Source organism: Rhodobacteraceae bacterium D3-12 (genome assembly GCA_025916135.1).
Classification (GTDB): Bacteria; Pseudomonadota; Alphaproteobacteria; order Rhodobacterales; family Rhodobacteraceae; genus JAKGBX01.
Window position 1 is genome coordinate 3,254,902 of sequence record CP104793.1, and the last position, 14,392, is coordinate 3,269,293.

The 14,392-nt window shown below is 62.8% G+C and carries 13 protein-coding genes; 8 read left to right on the forward strand and 5 right to left on the reverse strand.

The window, feature by feature from the left end; translation table 11 throughout:
* Nucleotides 1–32: 32 nt before the first annotated feature.
* The gene (locus N4R57_16135) at nt 33–992 is read right to left on the reverse strand and encodes a TAXI family TRAP transporter solute-binding subunit (protein ID UYV36518.1); all 960 of its coding nucleotides are present in this window, start codon (nt 990–992) and stop codon (nt 33–35) included.
* A 126-nt stretch (nt 993–1,118) separates the two neighbouring features.
* Between N4R57_16135 and N4R57_16140 the strand changes: the two genes are divergently transcribed.
* Nucleotides 1,119–2,441, forward strand: coding sequence for an aspartate aminotransferase family protein (locus N4R57_16140; protein ID UYV36519.1), 1,323 nt, complete (start codon nt 1,119–1,121; stop codon nt 2,439–2,441).
* A 3-nt stretch (nt 2,442–2,444) separates the two neighbouring features.
* Here the strand turns inward: N4R57_16140 and N4R57_16145 are convergent, their stop codons facing one another.
* Entirely contained in the window at nt 2,445–3,014 is a 570-nt protein-coding gene (locus N4R57_16145; GenBank protein ID UYV36520.1) for a TetR family transcriptional regulator, read from the reverse strand.
* A gap of 175 nt (nt 3,015–3,189) precedes the next feature.
* On the opposite strand from N4R57_16145, the gene N4R57_16150 reads away from it, so the two are divergent.
* The 5 genes from N4R57_16150 to N4R57_16170 all read left to right on the forward strand — a co-directional run bounded on the left by N4R57_16150 (nt 3,190) and on the right by N4R57_16170 (nt 8,036).
* The gene (locus N4R57_16150; GenBank protein UYV36521.1) at nt 3,190–4,536 is read left to right on the forward strand and encodes an NAD(P)-binding domain-containing protein; all 1,347 of its coding nucleotides are present in this window, start codon (nt 3,190–3,192) and stop codon (nt 4,534–4,536) included.
* Nucleotides 4,533–5,438 (forward strand): bile acid:sodium symporter family protein, encoded by a 906-nt coding sequence (locus tag N4R57_16155; GenBank protein UYV36522.1) that lies wholly within the window; start codon nt 4,533–4,535, stop codon nt 5,436–5,438. Before N4R57_16150 ends, N4R57_16155 begins: the two co-directional genes overlap by 4 nt.
* On the forward strand, nt 5,435–6,361 hold the full coding sequence (locus N4R57_16160) for an SDR family oxidoreductase (protein UYV36523.1): 927 nt from the start codon (nt 5,435–5,437) through the stop codon (nt 6,359–6,361). Before N4R57_16155 ends, N4R57_16160 begins: the two co-directional genes overlap by 4 nt.
* Nucleotides 6,358–7,137, forward strand: coding sequence for an SDR family NAD(P)-dependent oxidoreductase (locus tag N4R57_16165; protein UYV36524.1), 780 nt, complete (start codon nt 6,358–6,360; stop codon nt 7,135–7,137). Before N4R57_16160 ends, N4R57_16165 begins: the two co-directional genes overlap by 4 nt.
* A gap of 257 nt (nt 7,138–7,394) precedes the next feature.
* The gene (locus N4R57_16170) at nt 7,395–8,036 is read left to right on the forward strand and encodes a cobalamin biosynthesis protein CbiX (GenBank protein UYV36525.1); all 642 of its coding nucleotides are present in this window, start codon (nt 7,395–7,397) and stop codon (nt 8,034–8,036) included.
* 25 nt (nt 8,037–8,061) lie between these two features.
* Here N4R57_16170 and argE read toward each other — a convergent pair whose 3' ends face one another.
* Nucleotides 8,062–9,222, reverse strand: coding sequence for an acetylornithine deacetylase (argE, locus tag N4R57_16175; GenBank protein ID UYV36526.1), 1,161 nt, complete (start codon nt 9,220–9,222; stop codon nt 8,062–8,064).
* 242 nt (nt 9,223–9,464) lie between these two features.
* Complete coding sequence (locus N4R57_16180; GenBank protein ID UYV36527.1) at nt 9,465–9,983, reverse strand: DUF2478 domain-containing protein; 519 nt, start codon at nt 9,981–9,983, stop codon at nt 9,465–9,467.
* Nucleotides 9,984–10,181: 198 nt separating this feature from the next.
* Between N4R57_16180 and N4R57_16185 the strand changes: the two genes are divergently transcribed.
* Nucleotides 10,182–11,618 (forward strand): mannose-1-phosphate guanylyltransferase/mannose-6-phosphate isomerase, encoded by a 1,437-nt coding sequence (locus N4R57_16185; GenBank protein ID UYV36528.1) that lies wholly within the window; start codon nt 10,182–10,184, stop codon nt 11,616–11,618.
* A gap of 56 nt (nt 11,619–11,674) precedes the next feature.
* Nucleotides 11,675–12,931 (forward strand): FAD-dependent oxidoreductase, encoded by a 1,257-nt coding sequence (locus N4R57_16190; protein UYV36529.1) that lies wholly within the window; start codon nt 11,675–11,677, stop codon nt 12,929–12,931.
* Between the two features lie 396 nt (nt 12,932–13,327).
* On the opposite strand, the gene N4R57_16195 is transcribed toward N4R57_16190, so the two are convergent.
* A complete protein-coding gene (locus N4R57_16195) occupies nt 13,328–14,392 on the reverse strand; it encodes a dipeptidase (GenBank protein ID UYV36530.1) in 1,065 nt (354 codons plus the stop codon).

Below are 14,392 nucleotides of genomic sequence, written 5' to 3' on the forward strand. Positions count from 1 at the left end.
GGCGCTTGTAGCACAGGCCCGACAGGGCGCGATCACTTGATCAGACCCAGTTCTTTATAGGCCTTCTCGGCACCCGGATGCAGCGGCGCGCTCAAACCCGCCGACACCATCTGGTTCGGGTCAAGATTGGCAAACGCAGGGTGCAGCTGACGGAAATCTTCGATGTTTTCCATCACGGCTTTGGCCACCACATAGACGACCTCATCCGACACATCGACCGAGCTGACAAAGGTCGCGCCAACACCAAAGGTGGTGGTGTCCTGATCGTTGCCCGCATACATGCCGCCCGGAATGGTCGCGACGCGATAGTACGGGTTGTCCGCCACCAGCTTGTCAATCGCTTCACCGGTCACGCTGATCAGTTTCACGTCACATGTGGTGGTCGCTTCCTTGATCGCGGCAGCCGGGTGACCGATGGTATAGATCATCGCGTCAATGTTGCCGTCACAGATCTGCTTGGCCATTTCCGACCCTTTGTATTCGGTCGCAAGGCCAAGATCGTCCATGGTGATGCCAAAGGCGTTCATCACGACTTCCATCGTCGCGCGTTGACCGGAACCGGGGTTGCCGACGTTGACACGCTTGCCTTTCAGCTCTTCAAACTTGGTGATTCCGCTGTCACCGCGCACCAAAAGGGTGAACGGCTCGGCATGTACCGAAAACACGGCGCGAATGCCGGGAAAGGCTGCATCGCCTTCAAACTTCGAGGTGCCGTTATAGGCATGGTGCTGCCAATCGGATTGCGCCACGCCGAACTCAAGCTCTTTGGCCTTGATCGTGTTGATGTTGTAGACCGAGCCGCCGGTCGATTCGACCGCACAGCGGATGCCATGCTCTTTGCGCGACTTGTTCACCAGACGGCAGATCGCGCCGCCTGTGGGGTAATACACGCCGGTCACGCCGCCGGTGCCAATAGAGATAAACTCCTGCGCCGAGGCCGCTCCTGCGGAAATTCCGAATGCGGCGACAAGGCCGAATGCGAGGTTTTTCATTGATCTTTCTCCCTGATAGATCATTCTCAACTAAATCAGAAAGACACAGCCCTTCTATGGGGACGTATCTTCTCATGGTTGCAAGTTAACGGTCTTTCCACTGTGACAATCAAGGCCTGAAATCAAATGAATCACGTATTTCCCCGGCACTCGAAATCGCAACCCCTTGTTATTGCAGGGGGAAACGGTGTTTATCTTTTTGACCGGTCGGGAAAATCCTATCTCGACGGGTCGGGCGGCGCGGCGGTCTCCTGTCTTGGCCATGGCGACGCGCATGTGACTCAGGCGATCAAGGACCAACTCGACAAAATCGCCTTCGCCCATACCGGATTCTTCACCTCCGCCCCGGCCGAATCCCTCGCCGACAAGCTGATCTCGCTCGCGCCCGGCAGCCTTGACCGCGTTTATTTCGTCTCCGGCGGATCCGAGGCGATGGAAGCGGCCCTCAAACTTGCGCGGCAATATTTCATCGAAAAGGGCGCGCCCGAACGTCAGCACATCATCGCCCGCCGTCAGAGCTATCACGGCAACACGCTCGGCGCTCTGGCCACCGGCGGCAATGCTTGGCGCCGTGCGCCCTTCTCGCCATTGCTGATCGACGTTGCCCATGTCGCGCCCTGCTATGCCTATCGCGGCCAAGGCCCGGACGAAAGCGAAGCTCAATACCTCGACCGCCTCATCGACGAGATCGAGACCGAGATCACCCGCCTTGGCCCCGAAACGGTGATGGGCTTTGTCGCGGAACCCGTTGTCGGCGCAACCTTGGGCGCGGTGCCGCCGGTTGCGGGCTATTTCAAACGGGCGCGCGAGCTTTGTGACCGGCACGGTATCCTGCTCATCCTTGATGAGGTCATGTGCGGCATGGGCCGCACCGGCACGCTGTTTGCCTGCGAGCAAGACGGCATCGCCCCCGACATCTGTGCCGTGGCCAAGGGGCTGGGCGCGGGCTATCAGCCGATCGGCGCGATGCTCTGCACCGCTGCGATCTATGACACCATCGCCAACGGCTCGGGCTTTTTCCAGCACGGGCATACCTATGTGGGCCACCCCACCGCCTGCGCCGGTGCCTTGGCGGTGCTCGAGCGGCTCATCGACTACAAAGTGCTTGGCCGCGTCACCCCCGCCGGCAATGCCTTGCACAGCGCCCTGACCGAGCGTTTCGCCGATCATCCCAATGTCGGCGACATCCGCGGGCGCGGCTTGTTTCAAGGGCTTGAGCTGGTTTCGGACCGGGATAGCAAAACCCCGTTTGATCCCAACCGCCAACTCGCGGCCACGATCAAACGCGCGGCGTTTGAGGCCGGGCTGATCTGTTATCCGATGGGCGGCACCGTCGATGGCAAAAGCGGCGATCACGTTCTGCTCGCTCCGCCCTTCATCATCACCCAAGACCAGATCGGCGAACTGGTCGACAAGCTCGCCACCGCGATCGAAGTGGCTTTGGGCTGACCCCTATCGCGCGTGTCCTGAATGCGCGCGAAACCCTGCTTCGGAAAACGCCAATAGCGCCGCAACCGGATCAACGGCCCCCAGCCCCGGCGCAAGCCCCTCCATCCGCCAAGCCGAGGTAAAGATCGACAGCATCGACGACACCATAAACACCAGCCGCGTGCTCAACTCCGCCCGCGACGCGTCGGGCAAAGCCTCGGCCAGCGCGTCTAGGAAAATCTGCGCCGTGGGGTCAAAATACCGCTCGGCAATCCCGCGCCAACGCGGATCGGCCGATACATGCGCGATCAACCGGCCATAGGCCAGCCACGCCGCGCCTTCACGAGCCACCCTGTCGCTCAACGGCTCAACAAAGGCCGCCAGAATATCACGCAACTCGACCCGCCCCTGCGCCTTGGCCGCCGCCAGCGCATCCTGCCGCGCCTTGGCCAACACCTCCGCCCGCCGCGCCACCACCGCCTCGAACAACGCCTCCTTGCTGCCGCCGTGATGGCTCACCAATGCGCCCTGTACCCCGGCCACCCGCGCGATGTCGCGGATCGACGCCCCGTCAAAGCCACGCTCGGAAAACAACTGCTCAGCAGCATCAAAATCCGCGCCCGCGTCGCCAAAGAGCGTTGGCTCGGCGCGCGTTGTCGTTGTTTTTTATGCATAATTTCTGGCACCATAAATTTATCTTGCACTATTTTTAACAGTCGTTCAATTTAAAACTGCGTCACTCTGGCGCACTCTGGGAGGGGACAACGCCATGACGGCACGAGAGAGCGCAGCGCAACCTGCGCCCGACGACACCACATTCGCGCTGATCGGCGCGGGGCCGATGGGCCTCGCCATGGCCAAGGTGCTCAAGGAACAGGGCATCCCGTTTCAGGGGTTTGAGCTCAACTCAGATGTCGGCGGCCTCTGGGACATCGACGCGCCGCGCTCGGCCATGTATGACACGGCGCATCTGATCTCATCCAAAACGATGACGGAATTCACCGATTTTCCGATGCGCGACGAGGTGGCCGAATACCCCTCGCACCACGAAATGCGCCGCTATTTCCGTGATTTCGCCGCCCATTACGGCCTCTATGACCACTACCACTTCAATGCCGAAGTGCTGTCCTGCACGCCCCTCGGGGGCTCCGGTGACGGCTGGACCGTGACATGGCGCGACGGCGACGGGCGCGAGCATAGCGCCACTTACGCGGGCGTGCTGATCGCCAATGGCACCCTGTCCGAGCCCAACATCCCCAGCTTCAAGGGCGACTTCACGGGCGAGATGATCCACTCCGCCCAATACCGCTCCCCGCGACAGTTCGCGGACAAACGCGTGTTGATCGTCGGGGCGGGCAACTCCGGCTGTGACATCGCGGTGGATGCGATCCATCACGGCAAAAGCTGCGATATTTCAATGCGGCGCGGCTATTATTTTGTGCCGAAATACGTCTTTGGCAAACCCGCCGACACGATGGGCGGCGCGATCAAACTGCCCATGTGGCTCAAACGACGGGTTGATGGCGCGATCTTGAAATGGTTCGTCGGCGATCCCCAGAAATACGGCTTCCCCAAGCCGGATTACGCGCTCTACGAAAGCCACCCGATCGTCAATTCGCTGATCCTGTTTCACGCCGGGCACGGCGACCTCTCTGTGCGGCCAGACATTGACCGGATCGACGGGAAAACCGTGCATTTCACCGATGGCACCACGGGTGAATACGACATGATCCTCACCGCCACGGGCTATCTGTTGCACTACCCCTTCATCGACAAGGACCTGCTCAACTGGCAAGGCGCCGCGCCGCATCTCTATCTCAACGCCCTCCACCCCGAGCGTGACGACCTCTTCGTGCTGGGCATGGTCGAAGCCTCCGGCCTCGGTTGGCAGGGCCGCCATGAACAGGCCGAGATGGTCGCGCATTACATAAAAGGCATCGCCAACGGGACAGCCGAGGCGCTGAACCTGCGCGCCGAAAAGGGGCGCGGCTATGATCGCGCCACCGGAGGTATGCAGTATCTCGACCTGCCGCGCATGGCCTACTACGTTGACAAGGCCACCTATCGCAAATCGGTCAACGGGTGGATCAAGGCCTTGTCAGGGGGGGCATCATGAACGAGCTCGACAATGTGGTGATCAATTTCAACAGCACCGGCCTGATTGCGGTGAACGCGATCCTCGCCATCGTGATGTTCTCTATCGCGCTTGACCTCGGCCCGCGTGATTTTGCCCGGCTCATGCGCGCCCCGCGCCCGATCCTCGCCGGGATGACCTCGCAATTCATTGCCCTGCCGGCGGTCACAACCCTGCTTGTCCTGCTTGTCCAGCCACAGGCCTCTATCGCGCTCGGGCTGATCCTTGTGGCGTCTTGCCCGGGTGGCAATATCTCGAACTTCATCACCCATCGCGCTGGCGGCAACGCGGCGCTTTCGGTGTCGATGACGGCGCTGGCCACGGTCGCAGCGATCCTGCTTACCCCGCTCAACATCGCGTTCTGGGGGCGGCTCTATGGCCCCTCGCGCGAGATTCTGAACACGGTTGAGGTCGACCCCGTGCAGATCGCCATCACCGTCTCGCTGATGCTGATCCTGCCACTCGCCCTTGGCATGCTCCTCAACAGCCGCCGCCCGGCGCTGGCCAACCGCCTGCGCCGCCCGATGCAGAACCTCTCGATGTTGATCTTCTTCGCCTTCATCCTCTTGGCTCTGGCGGCGAACTGGAAGCTCTTTTTAGGCTTCGCACCCTATGTCGGCGCTTTGGTCTTGCTGCACAATGCGCTGGCGCTTGGCACCGGCTATACCATCGCCACGCTGGCGCGGGTCTCGCCCTATGATCGCCGCTCGATCACCATCGAAACCGGCATTCAAAATTCCGGCCTCGGCCTTGTGCTGATCTTTGCCTTCTTCAACGGGCTTGGCGGCATGGCTGTGGTGGCCGGGATCTGGGGCATCTGGCACGCGGTCTCTGGCATCGCTCTGGCCAGCGTCATGGCCCGGACCGAGGCGGCGCGCGCATGAAGGTGCTGGTCACAGGCGCTTCCGGCGCGGTCGGCTCGGCCCTGCTGGAAGAACTCGCCGACACCGGGTTTTCGGTGATCGCCACCGATGTCACCGCCCCCGCAACGCTCCCCGCCAATGCAAGGTTCGAGCGGCTCGACGTGCGCGGCGATGATCCCGATCGCGTTATTGCCGAGACGCGCCCCGACGTGGTGATCCACCTCGCCTCGATTGTCACCCCCTCAACCCGGGACTTCGCCTATTCGGTCGATGTCACAGGCTCGCGCAATGTGATCGCGGCCTGCCGGGCGCATGGGGTGAAACGGCTGATCGTGACCTCCTCGGGCGCGGCCTATGGCTATCACGCCGACAACCCCGTGCCGCTGACCGAAGCCGATCCGCTGCGCGGCAACGCCGAATTCCCCTATTCCGATCACAAGCGTCAGGTCGAAGACCTGCTCGCCGCCGCCCGCCGCGACGCGCCCGAACTGGAACAGGTGGTGCTGCGTGTCGGCACGGTGCTGGGCGTTGGACTTGAAAACCAGATCACGGCGCTGTTTCACCGCCCCCGCCTGCTTGCCCTGCGGGGCAGCGATAGCCCCTTCGTGTTCATCTGGACGCGTGATCTCGCCCGTATCCTGAAACGGGCCATCGCCGATGGTCCGCCGGGGATCTATAACGTCGCCGGTGACGGTGCGCTCGCCATGACCCAATTGGCACAGGCGCTGCACAAACCGCTGCTGCGCCTGCCCCCGTGGCTGGTCAAACTGGCGCTTGCCATCACCCACCCGCTGCGCCTGTCGCCCTATGGCCCAGAGCAAGTGCGCTTCCTGCAATACCGTCCGGTGCTCGACAACAGCGCGCTGAAATCGCAATTCGGCTACAACCCCGAACTCAGCAGCGCCGAGGTCTTCTCGCTCTGGAAAAAGGCCGCCGGATTATGAGCGTCAAGACAGCCATCATCACCGGCGGCGCGGGCGGCCTTGGCCTTGCGCTCGATGCGGGCTTGCGCGCGCGCGGCTGGGCCACGGTGCTGATCGACCTGCCCGGCCCGGCGCTGGATGGGGTCGAGCCGCTGGCCAACCGCACCACCCACGCCTGCGACCTCACGGACACAGGCGCCCTCACAGCGCTCTGTGACCGGCTCCGCCACGACCACGACAGCATCGACATGGTGATCTATAATGCCGGGATCACGTGGATCGGCGATTTCGCCGATCTCTCCGACCCCATCCACCGCAAGGTGTTCGAGATCAACTATTTCGCCGCCGTTAACATGGCTCAGGCCCTACGCGATGACCTGCGCCGCGCCCGTGGCACGCATCTTGCGATCTCGTCTGTCGCAGGGTTCAGCGCGCTTTACCGGCGCACCGCCTACGCCGCCAGCAAACACGCGCTCGACGGGTTCTTCAAATCGCTGCGCTCCGAGGAAAAGCCCCACGGCGTGCGCTGCCTTGTCGCCGCGCCCAGTTTTGTCGCGACCAATATCGGCGGCTCAAATCATACCGACGGCACCGCCCGTCCCGGCTCGGCCACCGATGGCATCGACTATATGAGCCCCGCCGACGCCGCCGAAACCATCCTCAAGGGGGTCGACAAAAGCCGCAACATGATCCCGGTCGGGCGCATCGCGTGGCTGGCATGGCTGATCAACCGCGCATCGCCGCGCCTGTTTGAACACCTGATGCAGCGGCGCATTGCCAAAACGCCCAAACCCTAGGCCGCGCGCGCCCCCGGCGCGGGGCAGTATTGCACCCCACTGGCACCATCACGACTTCGTCTATAGGATTGCAAGACCCAGCATCCTAAGATCGGGCAAAGCCCTAAGCACACACGCATGAACCGCCAGCATGAGCACGCGAATATGAGCAAGCCAGACGCGACATCGCCCACCGACACCACCGTCAACGGCACGCCCCCCGTTGCGATCCTTGTCGCCCATGGCAGCCCCTCGGATCCGGCCCCCAAGAACGCACCATGCAGGCGCTTGCCGAAAACGTCGCCCGCCTGCTGCCGGGTTGGCGGGTTGAAGGCGGCACCCTTGCCGCGCGAGAGGCGTTCGAGGCGCTGCTCGATCGTTCTGAACGCCCGCTGGTCTATCCCTTCTTCATGGCCCGCGGATGGTTCACCGAAACCCATCTGGTCAAGCGGATCAACGGGCGCGCCGGGCGCATCATTCCACCCACCGGCGCCGACCCGGCCTTGCCGCAAATGGCGGCCCGCGCCTTGGAAACCGCCCTGCGTGACAACGGATGGAAGGCCAAGGACACCGCGCTCCTTCTTGCGGCCCACGGCAGCCGCACCGCACCTGCAAGTTCCGAAAGCGCATGGGTGACCGAGCAGGTGCTCAGCCATGTCTTGGGCTTTCGAACCACCCGCACCGGCTTTATCGAACAAGAACCGTTTCTGCGCGATCAGGCCGCCGGGTTGGGACAGGCGATCTGCCTGCCGTTCTTTGCACTCCGGGCCGGGCATATGCTCATGGATGTGCCCGAGGCGCTAGAGAGCGCCGGCTTTTCCGGCCCGGTCCTGCCGCCGCTCGTTGAATTCCCCGACCTGCCCGCGGTGATTGCCGACAGCCTGCGCCGCCACGCCACCGGGCAACCCGCCGCGGTCTAGCCGCGCGCATGTGGTCCGCACCGCCTCACGCGGCGACGCGCGCCACCAGCTTTTCCAACATCTCAAGACAGGCACCCAGCTGTTCAATCGCGATGAATTCATCGGGTTTATGCGCCTGCTCAATCGAACCGGGACCGCAGACCACCACATCCATGCCGAACGTCTGGAAAATCCCCGCCTCGGTGCCGAACGGCACCAATCCTGCGGTGTTCGCCCCGGTCAACTCGGCCACGACGCGACGCGCTTCGTTCTCTTCCATCGGGGTCAATCCTTCGACCTCGCCGATCACCTCGGTCTCGATCCGCGCATCGGGGTGGACCTTTTGCATCGCGGGCAACAACACCTCGTCGCAATAGGCTCTGAGATCGGCTTTGACGAACTCCGCGTCGCCACGCTGCACCGGGCGCATGTCCCACTCGACCCAGGCGTTCTCGGCGATCACGTTATGCGCCACACCGCCATGCAGCCCGCCCACATTGATCGTCGTCCATGGCGGCTCAAACCGGCTGCCCTCCGGCGCACGCGCGCGCAACTGGTCCTTCAACTCCAAAATGCGCCCGACATAGCGCACCGCATATTCCACCGCGCTCACACCCATTTCCGGGGCCGATCCATGCCCGGCAAGCCCGTGAAAATGCGTGGTATATTCGTTGCACCCCTTGTGCCCCTCGATGATGCGCATCTCGGTCGGCTCGCCGATAATGGCCATCGCCGGGCGCAGCCCCTTGTCCTGCAACATCTGCACCAAATGGCCCGCCCCGATACAGCCGACCTCCTCATCATGGGTAAAGGCGAAATGGATCGGGCGGGTCGGCTTCACCTCGGCAAAGCGCGGCGCAATGGCAAGGCAGGCCGCGATGAACCCCTTCATGTCGCAGGTGCCACGACCGAACAGCTTGCCGTCATGCTCAACCATCTCGAACGGATCGCTCTGCCATGTCTGCTCGTCTACGGGCACCACGTCGGAATGGCCGGACAGCATAATGCCGCCATCCCCTTCGGGGCCAATCGTCGCCAAAAGGTTCGCCTTGGTGCCGCTCTCGTCGTGCTGGACCTCCACCCGCGCACCGCAGAGTTCAAGAACCCCGGCCAGATGCGCGATCATTTCCAGATTGCTGTCCGATGACACCGTCGGAAAGGCGATCAATCGCGCCAGATGGGCGCATGTTTCTTCAAGCAAATTCATCCAAGACCCTCTTGCGATACGCTCCGTCACGACTGGCTCTCCGGCGCGGGTTTCGCCACTCTTCTTGGGCACCACGCCCCGCCGAGAAAACCCACCGAAAAGCACACCGAAAAACCTACTGGGCAAACCAAAAGGCACCTCACCCACGGCCCAAGCCTTGACCGAGCGTCGCGCCCCGCGCAAGCCCCCTCAAACAAATCCGCCTATCGTTTTTTGGAAAATACCCGCCGCCCAAGCCCGCTTCAGGCCGCTGCGCCCTGCCCGGCCACCGCCAACAACCATTCGGTCACCGCGCCGCCCTCTGGCGGCAGCTTATGCGCCATGCCGCCGGCAAAATCATCAAACGCGGCCTCATTGGCGGCATTCAGCCCGACAAGCACCGGCACATCGCGCCCGATCGCCGCGGCAATCACCGCGCGCAGCCCGTGGCCCTCAGCCTCGCTCTTGCCGAACTTGTTGATGATCATCACATCGGCCCCCCGCTCCAAAGCCGCCGCAACCAGCCCCGCCGCATCTTCAAGCGCCTGACTATCCAAACGACAGCCCCGCGCCTCTCGCCCAAGGGATTGCGAAATACGGATCACAGGCCCATCAGGCAACACCTGCACATCCATGTCACAAGGCCCGCCAGAGTCGCACTCCGAATTGATCTGCACGATGCCACAGGTCCCAAGCCCCGCGCGCTGCGCAATCGCCGCAGCCTCCTGCAACAACAGGTCCGTGCCACCGCGTCGGTTGGCCATGGTATAGGCAATTTTCATTTCAACGCCTCGCGCAATAAGGGGTGCAATGCTCGCCAGAGGTTAACTTTTTCCCGCGACGGTGCCAATAGCCGAGGATATCCACGATTGTCGCATATTGCTGCGTGTTTGACCCAAAAATCTACCCTCTCAGGGTTGCCATCAGGGCGCGACACAGGCGACAATCAACGCTGTATTTTAATAGGAAAGACCGTTTTAATGTCCGATCCCTCTCTGGTTTACCCGGTTATTCTTTGTGGCGGTTCGGGCACGCGGCTCTGGCCCCTGTCCCGTCAAAGCTACCCCAAGCAATTTGCACAGATTTTCTCGGAAACCTCACTGTTTCAGGCCTCTGCCCAACGGTGCAACGGTCCCGGCTTTGCCGCGCCCACAGTGGTGACGGGCGATGCCTTCCGCTTTATCGTGACCGAACAACTCGCCGCGATCGAAATGGCCCCCGGCGCGATTGTGATCGAACCCGAAGGGCGCAACACCGCACCCGCCGTTCTGGCCGCGGCGCTGCTGCTCTCGGCGCAAAACCCAGAGGCGCTGATGCTGGTCGCGCCCTCCGATCACGTCATCGCCGAACCCGACGCCTTTCGCACCGCCGTGCAAGCCGCCTGTGACACGGCTCGCGACGGCACGCTTGTGACCTTCGGCATTCATCCCACCGCGCCGGAAACCGGCTATGGCTATCTTGAACTCGCCCCCGAAAGCGACAGCACGGCAACCACGCCACAACCGCTCAAAGCGTTCGTTGAAAAGCCCGATGCCGCGACGGCGCAAACCATGCTTGATGGCGGGCAGCACCTCTGGAACGCGGGGATCTTCCTGATGTCGGTGCGCGCCATCATTGCGGCGTTCAAAACCCACGCGCCGGATGTCTACGCCCCCGTGGCCCTCGCGGTGGCAAGCGCCGAACCCGACCTCTCCTTTACCCGGCTCGCGCCCGGCCCTTGGGCGGATGCGCCCGATATTTCCATCGACTACGCAGTGATGGAAAAGGCCGAGCATATCGCCGTCATGCCCTACCCCGGCGGCTGGTCCGACCTTGGGGGCTGGAACGCGATTTTGCAGGAAAGCGGCCCCGATGCGAATGGCAACGTCTGCTCCGGTACGGCCATGGCGATTGACTGCACCGACAGCCTGCTGCGCTCGGAAAACGACGATCTCGAACTGGTCGGCATCGGCCTCGACGATGTGATCGCCGTCGCGATGAGCGACGCGGTGCTGGTCGCCAAACGCGATCAGGCCCAGCGCGTGAAAGAGGCGGTCGCCGCGATGAAAAAGCGTGGCGCCAAACAGGCCACACAACACCCGCGAGATTTCCGGCCTTGGGGCTGGTTCGAAAGCCTCGTCGTCGGTGACCGGTTTCAGGTCAAGCGTATCGTGGTCCACCCCGGCGCGGCGCTCTCTCTGCAAAGCCACGTCCATCGCGCCGAACACTGGATCGTCGTCGAAGGCACGGCCAAGGTCACGATTGACGAAACCGAACAGTTGATCAGCGAGAACCAGTCGGTCTATATCCCGCTCGGCGCGGTGCACCGGATGGAAAACCCCGGCAAGGTGCCAATGGTGCTGATCGAGGTCCAGACCGGCTCCTATCTGGGCGAGGATGACATCACCCGTTACGAGGATGTCTACGCCCGCTCTTAACGCCGTCACCACCGCCACACCGCAACCACCAACTCGCAACACAGTCCAAGGCCACCATGACAGATCAAAGCAAGACAATCGCCATCATCGGGGCGGGCATCGTCGGGGTCTCAACCGCGATCTGGCTGCAACGCGAAGGCCATAAGGTCATCCTGATTGAGCGTGAAGAACAGGCGGGCGAAGGCACCAGCTTTGGCAATGCCGGGCTGCTGGCCTCCTGCGCGGTGGTGCCGGTAACGGTGCCGGGGCTGATGCGCAAAGCGCCGAAAATGCTGCTCAGCGCCAATCAACCGCTGTTCCTGAAATGGGGTTACCTGCCGCGTCTGGCGCCATGGCTGCTGAAATACCTGTCACACAACAACGACGCTGATGTGCGCCGGATTTCGACCGCGCTTAACGCCGTGATCGGCGATAGCCTGAATGACCACCTCGCTCTGGCGGCGGGCACAGGGGCCGAGAAATGGATCGTGCCCTGCGATTACCTGTTCCTCTACCGCGACCGCGTCGCATTTGAGGCCGACGCCTACGGCTGGAACATCCGCCGGGATCTGGGCTTTAGCTGGGATGAGCTTGGCCGCGAGGCGCTGCATGCCTATGATGCGGCCTATTCCACGGCGGCGGGTTTCGGGGTCAGGCTGGGCGATCACGGTCGCATCGCCGATCCGGGGCGCTATGTCAAAGCCCTCGCCGCTCACGCCGTGGCACAAGGGGCGCAAATGATCCGCGCCACGGTTACGGATTTCGTGCACGAAAACGGGCGCCTCACCGGTGTGCGTGCGGGGGGCGAAATCATTGCCTGCGACGACGCGGTTGTCGCCACCGGTGCTTGGTCAAAAGCATTGGGCCAGAAACTAGGCCTTACAATCCCGCTCGAAACGGAACGCGGCTATCACGTCGAACTCTGGGACCCCTCGGTCATGCCTCGCGCGCCCGCCATGGTCGCCTCGGGCAAATTCGTGATGACCCCAATGGACGGGCGCCTGCGCCTCGCGGGCATCGTCGAATTCGGAGGGCTGGACGCCGCCCCGTCACGCGCGCCGCTCGCCCTGCTGAAACGCCACCTCGCCGAAGTGCTTCCGGACCTCACCTGGAAAGAAGAAACCCAATGGATGGGCCACCGCCCCGCACCTTCTGACAGTATTCCCGCCATCGGCGAAGTGCCCGGCATTAAAGGCGCATGGCTTGGCTTTGGCCACCACCACGTCGGCCTCACCGGCGGCCCGAAAACCGGGCAGATGCTGGCGCAGATGATCTCTGGGAAAACGACAAACGTTGATCTGTCACCCTATTCCCCTGCTCGTTTCGCTCAGTGACATTCAGATTCGTTCCGTTATACCCGTGTCACTGCAGGAATGGTTGCGCCGCCTTCGGCGTCGCCAGAGGGGGGCCTCGCTTCGCTCGGCCCCCAAAACGCCTTACGGCGTTTGCCTCCGGCGGGGATATTTAAGGTCAGATGAAGCCTTAGGCATTCCGAAATTTTCATCTGACCAAAAATATCCCGGGGAGCGCGAGGGGCTGGCCCCTCGTTCCCTCCTAAAGCGGCACGCACACCAGTTAGGAAAGCACCACCAAGCCCCCCAGTACACGCGGGCGGGTGGGTGGGGCGTGTGCCGGGGAGCGGGATTTAGCCGCCACGGCACCCTTAGGGGCCGCTCACCCGTCTTTGCCGCTAGCTTGGTCAAAAACGGACTGATCAGCAGCCGAACCGCCTATGCGCCCCAGGTCTTTTCCAGCACGCGAAGCCAGTTGCCATGTGCCAGCTTGGCAACCAGCGCCTCACCATAGCCATGTGCGCGCATCGCGTCGCGCAGTGCGCCCAGACCGGCAGCGCTGCCAATGGCGTCCGGCACCAGCGCCCCATCGAAATCCGAGCCGAGACCAACCCGATCTTCGCCAAGCCGCCCAATCAGATGGTCGATATGGCGCAGCATCGTTGCCATCGGACTGTCGCTCTTCATCCGCCCGTCCGCGCGCAGGAAAGCGGCGGCGAAATTCAACCCGACCATCCCGTCGCTTTCGGCAATCGCGTCCAGCTGCTTGTCCGTCAGGTTGCGCGCATGCGGGCATATCGCATGGGCATTGGAATGGGTCGCCACCAGCGGCGCATCGCTTAACCCGGCTACATCCCAAAACCCGGCCTCGTTAAGATGGCTCAGGTCGATCATGATCCGCTTTTCATTGCAGCGTTTGATCAGCCGTTTGCCGTGCGCGCTCAACCCTCCGCCTACATCCGGGCTTGACGGAAACCGAAACGGCGCCCCCTCGCCATAGATCGTCGGGCGGCTCCACACCGGCCCGAGAGAGCGCAGCCCGGCTGCATAAAGCACGTCCAGCGCGTGGAACTCCGGGTCAATCGCCTCCGCCCCTTCGATATGCATCACCGCGGCCATGATCCCGGCGTCAAGGGCGGCGCGAATATCGGCGGCGCTGCGGCAAATCCGCAGCATCCCTTCGCGCTCAAGCTGAAGCAGAAGCGACGCCATCTCGATCACCACCGGCAGCGCATCGGCTTGTGCCACCGGCGGCGGCAGGGGCAGGTCATAGGCGGGCTTTTCCATCTCGGCCATATAGGCCGCCCCCTCATCGGGAGAGCGTACAAAGATGGCAAAGAACCCGCCGCCAAAGCCACCGCGCCGCGCCTTGGGCAGGTCGATATGCCCGTCTCGCCCTTCGCCAAACCCTTTGACCGCCGCGCGACCGCCAGCCATCAACAGTTTGAGCAAAGCATCGTTGTGCCCGTCAAAAACAAGCGGTGTCGCGGAATTGTCCATCAT

Coding starts and splice junctions, on each gene's coding strand:
- N4R57_16135 (UYV36518.1), bottom strand. CDS start 992: ATGAAAAACCTCGCATTCGGCCTTGTCGCCGCATTCGGAATTTCCGCA.
- N4R57_16140 (UYV36519.1), top strand. CDS start 1,119: ATGAATCACGTATTTCCCCGGCACTCGAAATCGCAACCCCTTGTTATT.
- N4R57_16150 (UYV36521.1), top strand. CDS start 3,190: ATGACGGCACGAGAGAGCGCAGCGCAACCTGCGCCCGACGACACCACA.
- N4R57_16155 (UYV36522.1), top strand. CDS start 4,533: ATGAACGAGCTCGACAATGTGGTGATCAATTTCAACAGCACCGGCCTG.
- N4R57_16160 (UYV36523.1), top strand. CDS start 5,435: ATGAAGGTGCTGGTCACAGGCGCTTCCGGCGCGGTCGGCTCGGCCCTG.
- N4R57_16165 (UYV36524.1), top strand. CDS start 6,358: ATGAGCGTCAAGACAGCCATCATCACCGGCGGCGCGGGCGGCCTTGGC.
- N4R57_16170 (UYV36525.1), top strand. CDS start 7,395: ATGCAGGCGCTTGCCGAAAACGTCGCCCGCCTGCTGCCGGGTTGGCGG.
- argE (UYV36526.1), bottom strand. CDS start 9,222: ATGAATTTGCTTGAAGAAACATGCGCCCATCTGGCGCGATTGATCGCC.
- N4R57_16180 (UYV36527.1), bottom strand. CDS start 9,983: ATGAAAATTGCCTATACCATGGCCAACCGACGCGGTGGCACGGACCTG.
- N4R57_16185 (UYV36528.1), top strand. CDS start 10,182: ATGTCCGATCCCTCTCTGGTTTACCCGGTTATTCTTTGTGGCGGTTCG.
- N4R57_16190 (UYV36529.1), top strand. CDS start 11,675: ATGACAGATCAAAGCAAGACAATCGCCATCATCGGGGCGGGCATCGTC.
- N4R57_16195 (UYV36530.1), bottom strand. CDS start 14,392: ATGATGGACAATTCCGCGACACCGCTTGTTTTTGACGGGCACAACGAT.